Below are 13,945 nucleotides of genomic sequence, written 5' to 3'. Positions count from 1 at the left end.
TGACGATGGCGCGCCCTCGCCAGGTTCGCCGAAAAATGTATCGGATCGTGATTGCCGCCGTCGGTGTTGGGTATGGCCTCAAATACTGAATTCTTCGATGGACTGCTGATAGGAGCGTCCGATGATGATTGTCGACGAAGCCACCCGGGTCGTTCGTGGTGTGGCAGACGCAACGACGACGGTGGCTGGAGCCGTCGGTGGTGGAGTGATCGGTGGAGTGACGGGCGGGATACGCGGAACGGCGGAGGGCGTCCGAGACGGAATTCGTGCGGGTAGTTCCTCGACGCCGACCGCGGTTCTCACGATGGCCGCCGTCGGCGCGGCGGGATTGGTGGAGTGGCCGGTGCTCTTGGCGGTCGGCGGCACGGCCCTGGTACTTCACGAATGGGATCGCAAGAGCGCGCGGCCCGATCGTGCGGTCAAGGCGGTTGGGCGCGCGACCAAGACGGAACCGGCAAAGAAGGAATCGAGCGGAAACTCCCACAAGGCGGCCAGTCGGTCGCAGGATCGAACTCACAGTTCTTCGCACACTCGATCCACTTCCTGATGTTCTCAGCGATGGCCCGGCGTGCGGTGTCGGTGGCAACTTTGCCGCCGCGCCTGGCGTTGTCGGGTCTGGCGTTGGTCGGTGGTTCGACGATTCCGCGAACCGCTGTCAGTGACGTGGCGCTGCGGACTGGCACTCTTGCGCTGGCGGGCGTCGGGATGATTCCTGCAGCAGCGGGATCGATTCTTCGTGCGCCGCGAATGCCGGGTTCCGCCTATGTCTCGGCGGCGGCGTCGGCGATCAATTATCAACCCCGGGTGCGTCGGCGAATCGAACAGCGCCTTGGCCGTTCGCTCACCGACTTCGCTTTGGAGTCGGCGACGTCGTTCGCGGATGTTCTGACCTATGCGCCTGCGTCATTGGGTGTGGATTTCGGGCTGCGGACGATGCTGCTACGCGAAACTCTGGCGGCGCGAAACTCTCGTCGGGTGTGGCCATTCGAATCTGGCGGTCGCGGTGCTCCCACGAGGCGTGACCCGAGTGGTCCGGGGGAGCGTTATGCCGACAGGATCGCTGGGGTTCAGTTGGCGGCTGCGGCTGCACTGGCTACCGTGTCTGCCGGCGGTGACACCGTTGCGACGAGCATCAAGGTTTCGGCGCCGCGGCCGCTTCGGATGTCGCGCGAATCGTTCGCTGCTGGTTTGTCATACGGTCTGTGGCGGACGCACCACGTCGCCGTTTCGGACCCCGCGTCTCTACGCATGCTCGATCGTGTCGATACCGTCCTCGTCGATCCGAGTGTCCTTTTCGACGACGCGCTCCGGGTTTCCGACATACGAGAGGTGTCCGAGTCGGACCGCGTCGTGGTGTGGGCACATGCCAGGGAAGCGCTTGACGCCGGCTCGCTCGGGGTCGGAAGACACCGCATCGACGGCGCCGAAGTTGTCGTAAGACCGGTGCGAAAAGGGTTGGCGGAATCACTGATAGGTGAGATACGCGCGAGCGGAGTCGCAGCGGCCACGATCGACGACGACGGGCTCGGATCACTGCGAAGCGGATTCGACGAGCTCTATCCGGCGCCATCGACTCCCGAAGCCGGCCTGCGCGAAGCTCTCTCGGCGTTGGTGGCCGAGGGTCGGACAGTTGCGATCGTGTCGAGTAGGGCGATAGCGGGGCAGGCAGTGCTACGCATCGGGATTTCACCACCGAGTGGCGAGCACGTGAGTGCCGACATCCACACCGACTTGGCCGGGGCGTGGCGGGTCGTCCATGCGCTCTCGGCTGCCCGAACAGCGACGAGGCGCGGCGTCGAACTCTCCTCGGGTTCTTCGGCATTGGGTGCCTTGATTATGCTTCCGGGAATTCGAGGGGCTGGGCCGGGGCCGGTCACGGCTGGTTCGGCCGCGGGACTGTGGACCGGATACACCCTGTCCCGATCTGTGATTCAGGCTCCCGCCCCTGTCGGTGCTCCGAGCGATAGCTGGCATGAGATGGACGGTGATTCTGTCGTTCGCGAACTCGCCGAATCCGTCCGGCATACGCCGCAGCGCGCCGATACTCGTGTGCGAGTGCCCGCACGCTTCAGGTTGATCCGTGACGGATTGTCGGCGTTGCGAACAGAATTGGCGGATCCACTCACGCCGGTGTTGGCAACCGGCTCGGCGGCCAGTGCAGTCCTCGGTTCACCGGTAGACGCCGTCCTGGTCGGTTCGGTTTTGGTCGGCAATGCCGCGATGTCCGCTGTTCAACGACTGCACTCGGAACGCGCAGTGCAGCGACTGTTGCAGATGCAGGATCCGGTAGCTCGGCGAGTAACCAACGCTGGCGAGGTCGAGACTGCGGCAGACGCGCTCGAACTCGGTGACGTCGTGGCCCTCGAGTCCGGGGACATCGTGCCCGCCGATTGTCGACTGTTGAGCGCCGAATCGCTGGAAGTCGACGAGTCGTCGTTGACGGGAGAGTCCATGCCCGTCGACAAGCAGACCGACCCGACCCCGGGGATGCCCCTGGCCGAGCGAAGGTGCATGGCCTATGCCGGGACAACAGTGCTTGCCGGCTCCGGTCGTGGCGTGGTCACGGCCACCGGAGCTCGTACGGTGACCAGGCGCGCCGATGTCGGTGTATCCCGATCCGGACCTGCTGTGGGCCTGACCAACAGACTGCGCGAACTCACCAGGGCGACTCTACCGGCCAGTATCGGCGGCGGAGCGTTGGTGACAGTCGCGGGTCTGATTCGTGGTACCGGTCTGCGCCGCGCCGTCACCGGAGGCGTGGCCGTTGCCGTGGCCGCCGTGCCGGAGGGATTGCCTCTGGTTGCGACCCTGGCTCAGCAGGCGGCAGCTCGAAGGCTCACTGCAGCAGGAGTGTTGGTGCGTGCTCCACGTTCGATCGAAGCGCTCGGCCGTGTCGACGTGGTCTGCTTCGACAAGACCGGAACCCTCAGCGAGAACAAGCTACGGGTGGCCGCGGTCGAACGCGTCGACGGTTGGGGCGAAAGTGAGATTTTGGAAGTTGCGGCGCGCAGTGCTCTGGGAAGTCGCGACGATCGCGTGTTTCATTCGACGGACGCCGCCGTCGTCGATGCAGCCGAACAAGCTCTGGACGAGGCTCGGGTTTTCGGTGATGCCGACGCGCTCAACCTCGTTCCGTTCAGGTCTGGGCGGCCGTACTCGGCAGCCCTACTGGGCAGACGGATCGCACTGAAGGGTTCACCGGAATTCGTGGCGGAGGCAGGGCGGGATCCGAATGCTGTGTCGGCGAGCCACGTTCAGAGCATGGCCGGACGCGGACTGCGGGTGGTTGCCGTCGCACAGCGCGAGTTGTCGGAACACGATGCGCGACGCGCTGCGGAGGACTCGGAATTTCTCGAACAGTGTTGCTCCGAGGGGTTGGAAGCGGTCGGCCTTCTCGGACTCTCGGACACGCTGAGACCCGAAGCAACGCAACTTGTTCGAGAACTTGAAGGCAACGGACAGCAAGTGCGCGTGCTGACCGGGGATCATCCGACAACAGCGGCGGCGGTCGCCACCGAACTGGGGATGGATGTGGCGCGCGAGGACGTGGTCACCGGTCCGGACTGGGAGAACTTCTCTCGCGCAGAACGACGGAACGCCGTCCGCGGCAGCAGCGTCTTTGCGCGCGTGACACCCGAGCAGAAGGTCGAGATCGTGCAAGCGTTGGAGACTGACGGGCGCGTGTGCGCCATGGTCGGTGACGGCGCGAACGATGCTGCGGCGATCCGAGTTTCCAGCGTGGGAATCGGGGTGGCGTCGACTGACAGCGATCCGGCGCGCGGCGCCGCAGACATCGTGCTCCTCGACGGCCGTGTCGGCGGATTGACCGACGCATTGGACGAGGGCAGTCAATTGTGGCGGCGGGTCAGATCAGCGGTGGGGGTTTTGCTCGGAGGCAACGCGGGTGAAGTCGCATTCGCTCTGATCGGTTCTGCGCTGTCCGGCGAATCACCGCTCAACGCAAGGCAGTTGCTACTGGTCAATCTGATGACGGACGCCTTGCCCGCTGCTGCGCTTGCGGTGAGCACCCCGTCCGAGAACGGATCCGAGAAGTCCGAACAGATGGACACTCATGCGTTGTGGCAGACGATCGCTGTCCGCGGCACTGCCACGGCAATCGGTGCGCTGGCAGCGTGGCTTCTGGCCCGGACGAGCGGCAGGCGGCGGCGAGCGTCGACGGTGGCGTTGGTTGCCCTGGTGGGCACCCAACTGGGGCAGACGCTGCTCGAATCGCGCAGTCCGCTGGTGGTCGCAACAGTTGCCGGGTCCGCTGCGGCGCTGGCGACGCTCGTCAGCACACCGGTGGTGAGCCAATTTCTCGGTTGCACGCCGCTCGGTCCGATTGGGTGGGGACAAGCAGTGGGCTGTGCGTCGGCAGCGACGCTGCTGGCGGCGCTGGCTCCGCGGGTGTTGGAGCGGATCGCCGCAACTGAGGAGACTGGAACTGAGGAGAGCGCGGAAGGTCAGTCGACGATTCGCAAGATCCCGACGCGGACGAGCACCGCGTACACCTCCCGAACCGGGGGAGTCAGCGCTCGCGACAGCGTGGAAATCAGCGAAGCGGAAATCAAAGAAGCGGAAACCGGTGAATCGGACACGCTTGTGAGCGTCGCTGCTGGAAGTGACACGTCGCCGAACTCCCGGGCGACCCGAGATGAATCCTGAGGAATCGTGACATGTCCCAGAACACCGTCGACCAAAGGAACCCCGTCGATCACCGCGCGGTAGTGGAATCCGTCCGTTCGGCACGGAGCTTCGAGTTGGAGCTACCGATCGTCGGTGCCATTCCGGTTCCGAGACCCGAGCAGATCGCCTATTTTGCGGTGATGGGACTGATGGTTGCGTTCGAGATCATCGAGTGGCCCGTGGCAGTCACCATCGCGGCGGGGCATCTGCTCGCAACAGAGCAGCACAATCACGTCCTCGAAGAGATCGGAGAGGCGCTCGAGGGCGTCTGATGCCGGCGCGGTGCGGACACAAATCGAGCGGCCCCGCATTTCGCGGGACCGCTCGACGTGCGGAGAAACTTACTGCGCGAGTGCGCGCTTCATGCCGCGTTCGACTGCTGCGATGATCTGCGGACGCAGTTCTGCGGCAGGGACGATCTCATCCACCGAGCCGACCTCTCGGGCCCGCTGGATGTTGTGGATCGCTTCGAATTCGGATGCCACTTCGCCGAGCTTGTCGGAGCGGACGGCGATGCGCTGAGCGTTCAGTTCGACGCGCAGGTGTGCTTTCTCCGTGTCGTCCTTGGCTGCTGCCAAGTCTGCTTCCAGTTGCTGCACCTTCGGGTCGTTGTTGGTGCGGGTGTTTACCTCACGGGTGAAGACCACTGCGGCGGCGGGGGCGCCGCCGAGTACCGAGGCGAACGAACCTTCGACAGCAAGAACTTCCATGTTGTCGTTGAGCGCACCGGAGAATACGACGAACGCGCCGCCGTGGTAGCGGGAAACGACGCAGAACACGATCGGTCCGTCGAAGTTGACGATGGCGCGGCCGATCTCGGCGCCGTACTCGAGCTGGATGTTGCGCAGTGACTCCGGTGAACCGTCGAAGCCGGACAGGTTGGCCAGCACCACGATCGGACGGTTGCCGCTCGCCGCATTGATCGCGCGGGCCGTCTTCTTCGACGAGTTCGGGAACAGCGTTCCCGACGTCCAGGTGTCGGGACCGTCGGCGGGGAAGTGACCCTTACGCGGGATCGCGCGGGATTCGATGCCCACCACTGTGACCGGATGTCCGGCGAGGTGCGCGTCCAGAACGACCGAGGTGTCGGCGCCGGCCATGTCGGCCCAACGCTCGAGAACTGAGTGGTCCTGGTCGACCACCGAACGCATCACGGTGCGAATGTCGAAGGGCTTCTTGCGATCCGGGTTCTTCGCCGAGGAGAAGATGTCGCCGACCGTCTCGAAGTCGCTCGACGGGTGGGTGTGCGGGAAGCTACGTACGTCGCGATCGACTGGGTCCGTCGTCGCTGCGCGGCGTGGGAACCGTTCGCCGGGAGCGAGGTACGAGTGTGCGTAGTGACGGAACAGGATCTCGCACGCCGCAGTGAGGTCGGGGGCCCAGTACTGCGCCTGGCCGTTGGGGCCCATGACGCGGTCGTAACCACCGATACCGAAGTTGTCCTCGGCCGACACACCACCGGAGTAGTCGAGAGACTGCTTGCCGGTCAGCACCATCGCGCTGTCCGGGGTCATCACCAGAATGCCCTTGGTGTGCATCAACATGGTGGCTTCGGCGTTCCAGTAGGGCTGAGCGCCGACGTTGATTCCCGTGACGACGATGTTGATCTCGCCGCCGTTCTGGGTGAAGGTGATGATCCGGCGCAGGCCACGGGAGACCCAGTCCATGTTCTCGGTGCCGCTCTCCATCGAGATGGTGGCACCCGAGGACAGTGCAAACCACTCGACCGGAGCGTTCAACTTCTCGGCCAGGTCGATGGCAGCGACCACGCGTGAGCATTCGGCCTCGGCCACGGTACCGAGCGCCTTGGTGGGGTCACCGAAGAGCGCGACACGGGTCATTCCCTCGGGATAGCGCGGCGTCGGAGTGTTCACGAGGCCGACGACGATGCCGGCCTTGTTGAGCCCGTACGGACGCTCGACAGGTGAGAGGACGCCCGCTTCGTCGAAGTCGTGCTCGACGAAGGTGCCCTTGGTGCCGGTCAGGAGCGGAATCAGCTCGTACGGGTACACCGTGCCGCGTGCCCGCGAACTCTGGACCTTCTGGGCGTACGCGTCGAGGGGGAGCAGCGGTTCAGTGGGAGGCGTGGTCTTGTTGATGACCACACCGGCACCTGCGCGGTAGGAGAATCGCAGCGCAACTTCCTTGGGCGCGCCGCCCTTTCGGTCCTTCAGGCGGGTGATGAGTGTGATCTCTTCGAGCCCGGCGCCGACGGTCAGTCGGGCTGCGTTCTGAGCGATCACGGAGAAGCGTTCGCTGGGAACGTCGGCGACCGGCCACACGTAGAGCACGACGCGGTTGGCTGCCAGTCGACGCTTGTCGCCGCGCTGAGACTGCGCACGGCGGATGCCGTCGAGGCACGCGGCAAGTGTGCGCTCGATGGCCGGAAGCGCAACCATCTGGCCTTCGTCGTCGAGCTGCGGTGTCACGTCACGGATTTCCGCGAGAGCGATCAGGCGCTCGTCCTTCGGGTTCTCCTTGGCGGAGAGGTGGAACAGGTAGGTGTTCTCCGGAGCCGGCAGACGCTTGCCGTTGAAGTTCTTCAGGCGCCACATGTCCAGACGCTGACCCGTGAGCGGATGCATGTCGCGGATGATGTTGTCCTCGACCAGTTCACCGTCGATCGGGCGGAAGGTGACCCAGCGGACCGGCTCCCCATTCGGATTGCAGATGATCACAGTCGCGCGGCGGGACCGGGTGATCGTCTCGTTGCGCGAGAGTTCGGTGCGCAGCGTCTCGACGAGCGTGTCGCCGTCGGCGGGCTGATTCGGCCAGTCGAGGTAGATGTCGACTACCAGGCCGCGACCGGATGGAGCATCCTGCGCGATTGTGGCGACATCGTCGAGAGCCGTTCCGAGAGCGTCGAATTCGGCCACCGTCGAGACTAGATGTAGCCCGTCGCCCTTGAGGTCGAAGTTACCGGTCACGAAACGGCGGTCGACGTGCTCGAAAACGCGGACGTCTTCGAAGGAGTGAATCTTGTAGTAGCGACGCGTGATGACCTCGAGCAGAGGGCCGCCATCGCGGTTGCCAAGGCCGATCTTTCGACCCAACAGGTCCAGGAGCGGTTCGGGAGTGGCGACGAGGTTGGCGATTCGCTCGTCGAAATCGGCAGCGTCCGGCTGCTCTTCGAGGTAGGCGAGGTTGCCGCGTACTCCGTCGTAGACGTCTTCGCGAACCTTGCGGATGCGCGGCTCGTCGAAGAACCGGAAACGAAGGTTGCGGGCGACGTCGCCGATGACGGGGTAGCGGACCTGCGTCGCGACGATGAGTCGATCGAGAACCTCGTTGAGCTCCTGAGCCGAGCAACCGGGAGCCTTGTCGCCGACGAGCCAGCCTTCGAGAAGTGCTGCAATGACCGGGATCTGGGCTTCCATGCGCTGCAGAGCCAGGAAGAGTCGGTACACCGCTTCCTCGACGGCCTGGCGATCTTCCAGATCGGTGACGTCGTAGTGGCGAAGTGCCCGTTCGAGTCTCGTGCGGAACGACGCCGGCAAACCTTCGCGCTCGGAGTCGAGTGAGTGCAGGAAGGTGTGGAAGTGCTCGCGGGGGCTGTGGACGGATTCGTCCTTCGCGGACTCACCCGAGGTGGGCTTGTTGCGCGAGAGTTCGCAGATGTCGGCGAAGGTGGTCAGCACAGCCAGTTCGGCCTGTACCAGTTCGCGGTCCTCGGATTCGAGTGCGCTGCGAAGTGCGTCGTACTCGGCCAGAACAGCGTTTGCGTGCTTACCGCTGACGTCGTAGCCACTGATCATCGCGGTCAGTGCTTCGAGCTGTGCCAACGCGTCGTCGCGGGCGTCGGAACCGGAAGTTGCTGCCGGAAGATCGAATTGGACTCGCGGAGCCTTCTCCGTGACAGCTTCCTCGCTGACCTGGTCGACGCGCAGGAGCGGCGCGCCGGCATCGACCTGAGAGTTGACGGTAGCGAGAACTTCACGCACCTTGCCCGCGTACGGTGCGCGAACTGCGGTCTCCATCTTCATGGATTCGAGCACGACCAGGGTGGAGCCGGCTTCGACGTCGTCGCCGACCGCGACCGGTACAGCCACCACGACGGCGGGAGCCGGCGCGCGGACCACTCCGGCGTCGTCCTGGCTGATCTGGTGGCTGATGCCGTCGACCTCGACGAGATAGCGAGCCGGGCTCACGACGGAAACGACGTGGAAGCGCCGATCGCCGATCACCAGCCGTGACTCGAAGTCGCCGAGACGATCGACGTCGACCTCGATGTCGCCGGCGTCTCCGTCGACGCGGTAGCGGTGCGGGCCGATACGCCCGACGGTCAGTTTGTATGCCTGACCTTGGTAGTTGAGCTCGACGGTACGGCCGATCGCGTGATTGGCGCGGGGACGGCCGCCACGTGCCGAGGCGAGGAAGGCCGCACGCTCGAGGGACTCCTCGGCGTCGTAAGCATCGATGGCGGTGGCGATCAGTGCGACGTCCGCGCGACGAGTGGTGCCGGTGAGGGCGCCCGTGCGGTCGAGCCAGCCGGTATCCGCGGATGCCGAGATGACCTCGTCGCGATCGAGTAGATCGAGGAGGAACGACTTGGTGGTGGTGCCGCCGTCGAGTACGACTGTGGTTTCACGAAGGGCGGTACGCAGGCGCGCAAGTGCCTCGGAGCGGTTGCGGCCCCAGGCGATGACCTTCGCGACCATCGAGTCGTAGTCGGGCGGAATGACGTCCCCGGCAGCGATGCCGGTGTCGACCCGGATGCCGGAGCCGAGCGGGAACTTGAGGAGCTGAACCGTGCCGGGTGCCGGCGCGAAATCGTTGTCCGCGTCCTCTGCGTTGAGGCGGGCTTCGACGGCGTGGCCGAATGCGGGCGGGCAGTCACCGACCAATTCGTCACCACTGGCGACCAGAATCTGCAGTTTGACGAGGTCGATTCCGGTGGTGACCTCGGTGATCGGGTGCTCGACCTGCAGACGGGTGTTGACCTCGAGGAACGTGAAGAGCTTGTTCTCGGGCTGGTAGAGGTATTCGACCGTGCCTGCGCCCTGGTATCCGGCTGCCTTGACCAATTCGGCGGACACCTTCTTGAGGTGGTCAGACTGTTCTTCGGTCAGGACGGGGGAGGAGGATTCTTCGATGACCTTCTGGTTGCGACGCTGAATCGAGCAGTCGCGAACGCCCGGAGCCCAGACATTGCCGTGGTTGTCGGCGATGACCTGTACCTCGACGTGGCGTGCATCGGTGACAAGCCGTTCGAGGAAGACGACGGGGTCGCCGAAGGACCGCTCTGCTTCGCCCTGCGTGCGCTCGAGTGCAACTTCGAGTTCGTCTTCGGCCCAGACCTTGCGGATACCGCGTCCACCGCCGCCGCTTCGGGCCTTGATGATCAGGGGATATCCGATGGACTGAGCATGACGACGAGCGTCGGCGCGCGTTTCGACCGGTCCGCCGCTCCACGGGGCGACAGGTACGCCGACCTTCTCGGCCAGGATCTTGGCGGCAACCTTGTCGCCGAGCAGGCGCATCGCGTCGGCGCTCGGGCCGATGAACGTGATGCCCAGTTTCGCGACGATCTCGGCGAAGGCGGGATCCTCGGCCACGAAGCCCCAGCCGACCCAGACTGCGTCGGCCTTGGCCGCGAGGAGTGCTCGCTCGAGTTCGGCGTAGTCGAGATACGGGCTGCCGGTGCCGGTGCTGCGCAGGGTCACACCCTCGTCTGCCTGGCGGACGAACATGGCGCGGCGCTCGGCCTCGGTGTGCAGTGCAATGACGCGAATGCCGTAGTCGTGTTCGGCGTTCAGTTCGCGTACAGCCCTGATCAGCCGGACCGCGGCCTCACCTCGATTGACCACTGCGATTCGTTTGAACATTGTCACTGCCACCGTCCTTGATGAGATTCTTCGTCACGTACGTTGCGATATGAGCCGACCGTGTCCCACATACCCGGATTACCTGGTTCGTGAACTACGCCGCGATGCGCTGTGTTTCCCCCGGTTGCGCGTCGGCAAGTGATTGCCCTTCCGGTTCGTAGAGTCCCCTGCGCTCAGGCACGGCGTGCCTTGTACGCCACCCTGCAGGCGTGGACTCAGAACCGCTCCAATCACGAATCAGCAACATATTGTGTCTGCTTCCAGGGAATCCCTGGTTTATCTAAGAATGCAGTATGTCGACGCTCATGTCACCTGGGCGAATTGAAGAATATTAGTCAACGTGAACCACGGTTACACGTATGGCGTTAAATCATTGCAGTGCAATGGAATTCGACCCTGTGACACGGATCACGATGGTAATGAAATTGGCAAGAAAGTGAATACTGACTGGTAACAAAATCGCGTATTCGGAGAATTCTCCCGATTGCTCGATTATTACTGATCGGTACTACTGGCGAGTATTTTCTATGTCCCCTCGGACTGTATTCGAGAAATCGCCTTCGATGGTTGCAATGTGCTGTGCGATCGCGTCGAGTCCTGCGGGAGGGAGCTGCAATGCGTTGGCGAGAGCAAGCGAAGCCCGCTTGAAGTGCTCCACGAGTGGTTCGTACTTCGTGACCAGCCTCAGCCTGTCGGTCTCGCTCAGGTACTTCACGCTTCCCGCGTTGTCGACGAAGTCGCTGAACTTCACGAGGAACACAGCGGGATCCGCGATCGCGCGGATGACGTGATCCTGGTAGCCGGTGGTGTTGTCGTGCGGGTAGTCGATTGGATTGGTCACTGCCTCAACAAGTTCGGAGATTCTATGGCCGAAGTGCGAGGCGATGAGTGTGGACGCACGTTCTTGCGCTTCGGATGCAGACATGTCGTCCGCAGTCCGGCCACCGAGGAGTGCGATGACGGCGTGTGGTCGGTCCTCGACCGTGTCGTGAAGCGCGGTTGCGCTCAGGATCTCGACATCGGAGCACCCGTACCGAAGCAGCCGCAACACATTTCGTAGGGGATGAACGATGTAGGGATCCTCGTCGGACTTGATCCCGTTCTTTCTGAACTGATCGAGGTGCGCGAGGGTCGCGACCTCCATGGCGAGTCGCAAGGTTTCACCCGGGAGTGCCATCTCGTCGACGGCGCTCTCGATCGCGAAGACCAGCGTCGCGGCGTCCATTTCCTTCAGGGGTAGCTGGTCGAATGCAGATCTGATCGGGTCGGAGTGGCTCATGGCGAACAGCCTTTCGTTTGGTGTAGGTGTCGCGACGAAAGTCTTTATGAGAATCTGCCCTCGAACCGTGGTCGTCACCGGACGTGGGGCGGAAGTCAGAATCATCTTGATTCTATCCGGCGACTACGACAGCAAGTGTTCCTAGCGTTGTGATCGAGGTGGGCGGGGAGTTTCGGTCGCCTCCATCACTGGAAGACTTGGGTAGGAAGAGGTTCGATGACCACGGAGGCGACCCTGGCGTCGTTTGTCGAGACTGTTGACACGGATGTCGACATCCATCCACTGGACGATCCTGTGCGACAAGGTCTTCGCGGACATCATGCGCAATTCGCTCGCTGGGCAGGGAGAGTTGCGCGATACGACCCGACAGTCGCTCCGTTTGTCGGTCATCCGCCCGAGTTGGACGCCGAAGACTGGGAGAACCTACGCACACTCGTAGGTCCAGGCGCCACAGTAGGTTTACGAGGATTTGATCATCAGCCGCCGGAAGGGTGGCGCGTTGTGGATCAGTTCGGCTCGGTGCAAATGGACGGTTCCGCACTCGAAGTCTCCGTTGATCCGTCGGTCGAACTTCTCGGAAGGGGCGACGTTCCCGAAATTCTGGCGTTGATCGAGCGCACCAAGCCCGGACCGTTTCTTCCTCGTACCGTCGAGATGGGGAGCTACTACGGCATTCGCGTCGACGGAAGACTTGTTGCCATGGCGGGGGAGCGGTTGCACCCTCCGGGATGGACGGAAATCAGTGCGGTGTGCACCGACAGCGACTTCCGAGGTCGAGGCCTGGGTACGACGCTGATCCGTGCCGTCGCTGCCGGGATTCGCGAACGCGGCGAGCTGCCGTTTCTCCATGCAGTGCAATCGAATACGAATGCAATCAGACTCTACGAATCACTGGGGTTCGTTCTTAGGAAGAGATCCCGGTTGACCGCGGTGCAGGCGCCTGCCTGATCGAATTCTCGCCGACGCCTGTGTTTCGGGCGCTCGGCCACTAGTCTGAACAAATGACAGTCGATCAGGCGTTGGACAGTGATTTCCTCACTCTTGCTGATCCGTACCGCCGCGAGTTGCTGGCGCACTGCTATCGCATGATGGGGTCGATTCACGACGCCGAAGACCAGGTCCAAGAGACGTTCATCCGGGCTTGGCGCGGGTTCGACGGTTACAAAGGCCAGTCGTCGCTCAGGACCTGGCTCTATCGCATCGCGACGAACACGTGCCTGACCGCGTTGGAAGGGAGATCGAGGCGTCCACTGCCGACCGGCCTTGGTGCACCTAGTTCGGACCCGGCCGACGATTTGATCGAGCGCAACGAGATTGCCTGGTTGGAACCGATCGCGGATTCGGCGTTGGGCGACGTCAATGATCCCGCCGTCATGGTGGTCAATCGCGATTCGGTCAGGCTTGCGCTGGTTGCCGCGCTGCAGCACTTGTCCGCCCGCCAACGTGCGGTTCTGGTTCTGCGTGACGTTCTGCAGTGGAAGGCGTCAGAAGTTGCGGAGGCCCTCGACACCACAACCACTGCGGTGAACAGCCTGCTGCAGCGGGCTCGCGCGCAGATCAATCACATCGGGCCCACTGAGGACGATCTCGTGGAACCGACTACCGAGGCTGCCCGGAAGTTGCTCCGCGACTACGTGCACAGCTTCGAAAGCTACGACGTCGAGGCAATCGTTGAGCTGTTCACGCGGGAAGCCATCTGGGAGATGCCTCCGTTCGAGGGTTGGTACCAGGGCCCCGAGGCAATCGGGCAGCTCATCGGAACCAAATGCCCGGCCGACGGACCAGGAGCGATGCGGCTGCTACCGACCGCCGCCAACGGCCAGCCGGCGTTCGGCCTCTATATGCGCGAGCCCGATGGGGTTCACCGTGCTTTCCAGTTGCACGTTCTCGATGTCACCGAGTCCGGGATCTCGCACGTGACGTGTTTCTTCGATCTGAGTCTGTTCGCACGGTTCGGATTGCCTGCAGAGCTGTAGGGGCAAGGAGTTGCGCGAGCCCTCCGGTATGGAGGGACCCGCGCGCCTACTCGTTACTGCTGTTGTTCTGCGTTACTGCTGGGGAACAGTCGCAGCCGGGTCCATCCACATGACCTCCCAGACGTGATTGTCGAGGTCGCGGAACGCGCGTCCGTACATGAAGCCGTGATCCTGGGGTT

General features: G+C 63.4%; 8 protein-coding genes (1 of these 8 running past the window's edge). 5 read left to right on the top strand and 3 right to left on the bottom strand.

Annotated features, from left to right (window positions below):
• Positions 1–121: 121 nt before the first annotated feature.
• The 3 genes from GJB56_RS12870 to GJB56_RS12860 are packed head-to-tail and all read left to right on the top strand — an operon-like array spanning position 122 to position 4,958.
• Positions 122–547, top strand: a complete 426-nt coding sequence (locus GJB56_RS12870) for a hypothetical protein (RefSeq protein ID WP_020908416.1) — start codon at positions 122–124, stop codon at positions 545–547.
• Complete coding sequence (locus GJB56_RS12865) at positions 547–4,665, top strand: cation-translocating P-type ATPase (protein WP_113683121.1); 4,119 nt, start codon at positions 547–549, stop codon at positions 4,663–4,665. The genes GJB56_RS12870 and GJB56_RS12865 overlap by 1 nt, the downstream gene beginning before the upstream one ends.
• Positions 4,666–4,676: 11 nt before the next feature.
• Positions 4,677–4,958 carry a hypothetical protein gene (locus GJB56_RS12860; RefSeq protein WP_021344953.1) on the top strand — a complete coding sequence of 94 codons (282 nt, stop codon included), beginning with the start codon at positions 4,677–4,679 and terminating at the stop codon, positions 4,956–4,958.
• Between the two features lie 69 nt (positions 4,959–5,027).
• On the opposite strand, the gene GJB56_RS12855 is transcribed toward GJB56_RS12860, so the two are convergent.
• Positions 5,028–10,511 (bottom strand): ATP-binding protein, encoded by a 5,484-nt coding sequence (locus GJB56_RS12855; RefSeq protein ID WP_046379971.1) that lies wholly within the window; start codon positions 10,509–10,511, stop codon positions 5,028–5,030.
• 508 nt (positions 10,512–11,019) lie between these two features.
• Positions 11,020–11,790 (bottom strand): HD domain-containing protein, encoded by a 771-nt coding sequence (locus GJB56_RS12850; protein WP_021344949.1) that lies wholly within the window; start codon positions 11,788–11,790, stop codon positions 11,020–11,022.
• A gap of 216 nt (positions 11,791–12,006) precedes the next feature.
• On the opposite strand from GJB56_RS12850, the gene GJB56_RS12845 reads away from it, so the two are divergent.
• Both GJB56_RS12845 and GJB56_RS12840 read left to right on the top strand, forming a co-directional pair.
• Positions 12,007–12,738 (top strand): GNAT family N-acetyltransferase, encoded by a 732-nt coding sequence (locus GJB56_RS12845; RefSeq protein ID WP_113683120.1) that lies wholly within the window; start codon positions 12,007–12,009, stop codon positions 12,736–12,738.
• Positions 12,739–12,791: 53 nt separating this feature from the next.
• Complete coding sequence (locus GJB56_RS12840; RefSeq protein WP_003945115.1) at positions 12,792–13,766, top strand: sigma-70 family RNA polymerase sigma factor; 975 nt, start codon at positions 12,792–12,794, stop codon at positions 13,764–13,766.
• A gap of 72 nt (positions 13,767–13,838) precedes the next feature.
• On the opposite strand, the gene GJB56_RS12835 is transcribed toward GJB56_RS12840, so the two are convergent.
• A protein-coding gene (locus GJB56_RS12835; RefSeq protein WP_003945103.1) for a VOC family protein crosses the window boundary here: on the bottom strand, positions 13,839–13,945 show its 3' portion. Its footprint extends 304 nt past the window's final position; the window shows 107 of its 411 coding nt (coding positions 305–411); its start codon lies off the right edge, out of view; the stop codon is at positions 13,839–13,841.

Origin of the sequence: Rhodococcus sp. AQ5-07 (assembly GCF_009707305.1) — a bacterium.
GTDB lineage: Bacteria > Actinomycetota > Actinomycetes > Mycobacteriales > Mycobacteriaceae > Rhodococcus_F > Rhodococcus_F erythropolis.
The sequence above is the reverse complement of the archived record's forward strand: the minus strand, read 5'-3'. Positions and strand labels throughout refer to the sequence as shown.

What these genes read in the sequence shown, in the direction of transcription:
- GJB56_RS12870 (WP_020908416.1), top strand. Translation starts at nt 122, where the DNA reads ATGATGATTGTCGACGAAGCCACCCGGGTCGTTCGTGGTGTGGCAGAC.
- GJB56_RS12865 (WP_113683121.1), top strand. Translation starts at nt 547, where the DNA reads ATGTTCTCAGCGATGGCCCGGCGTGCGGTGTCGGTGGCAACTTTGCCG.
- GJB56_RS12860 (WP_021344953.1), top strand. Translation starts at nt 4,677, where the DNA reads ATGTCCCAGAACACCGTCGACCAAAGGAACCCCGTCGATCACCGCGCG.
- GJB56_RS12855 (WP_046379971.1), bottom strand. Translation starts at nt 10,511, where the DNA reads ATGTTCAAACGAATCGCAGTGGTCAATCGAGGTGAGGCCGCGGTCCGG.
- GJB56_RS12850 (WP_021344949.1), bottom strand. Translation starts at nt 11,790, where the DNA reads ATGAGCCACTCCGACCCGATCAGATCTGCATTCGACCAGCTACCCCTG.
- GJB56_RS12845 (WP_113683120.1), top strand. Translation starts at nt 12,007, where the DNA reads ATGACCACGGAGGCGACCCTGGCGTCGTTTGTCGAGACTGTTGACACG.
- GJB56_RS12840 (WP_003945115.1), top strand. Translation starts at nt 12,792, where the DNA reads ATGACAGTCGATCAGGCGTTGGACAGTGATTTCCTCACTCTTGCTGAT.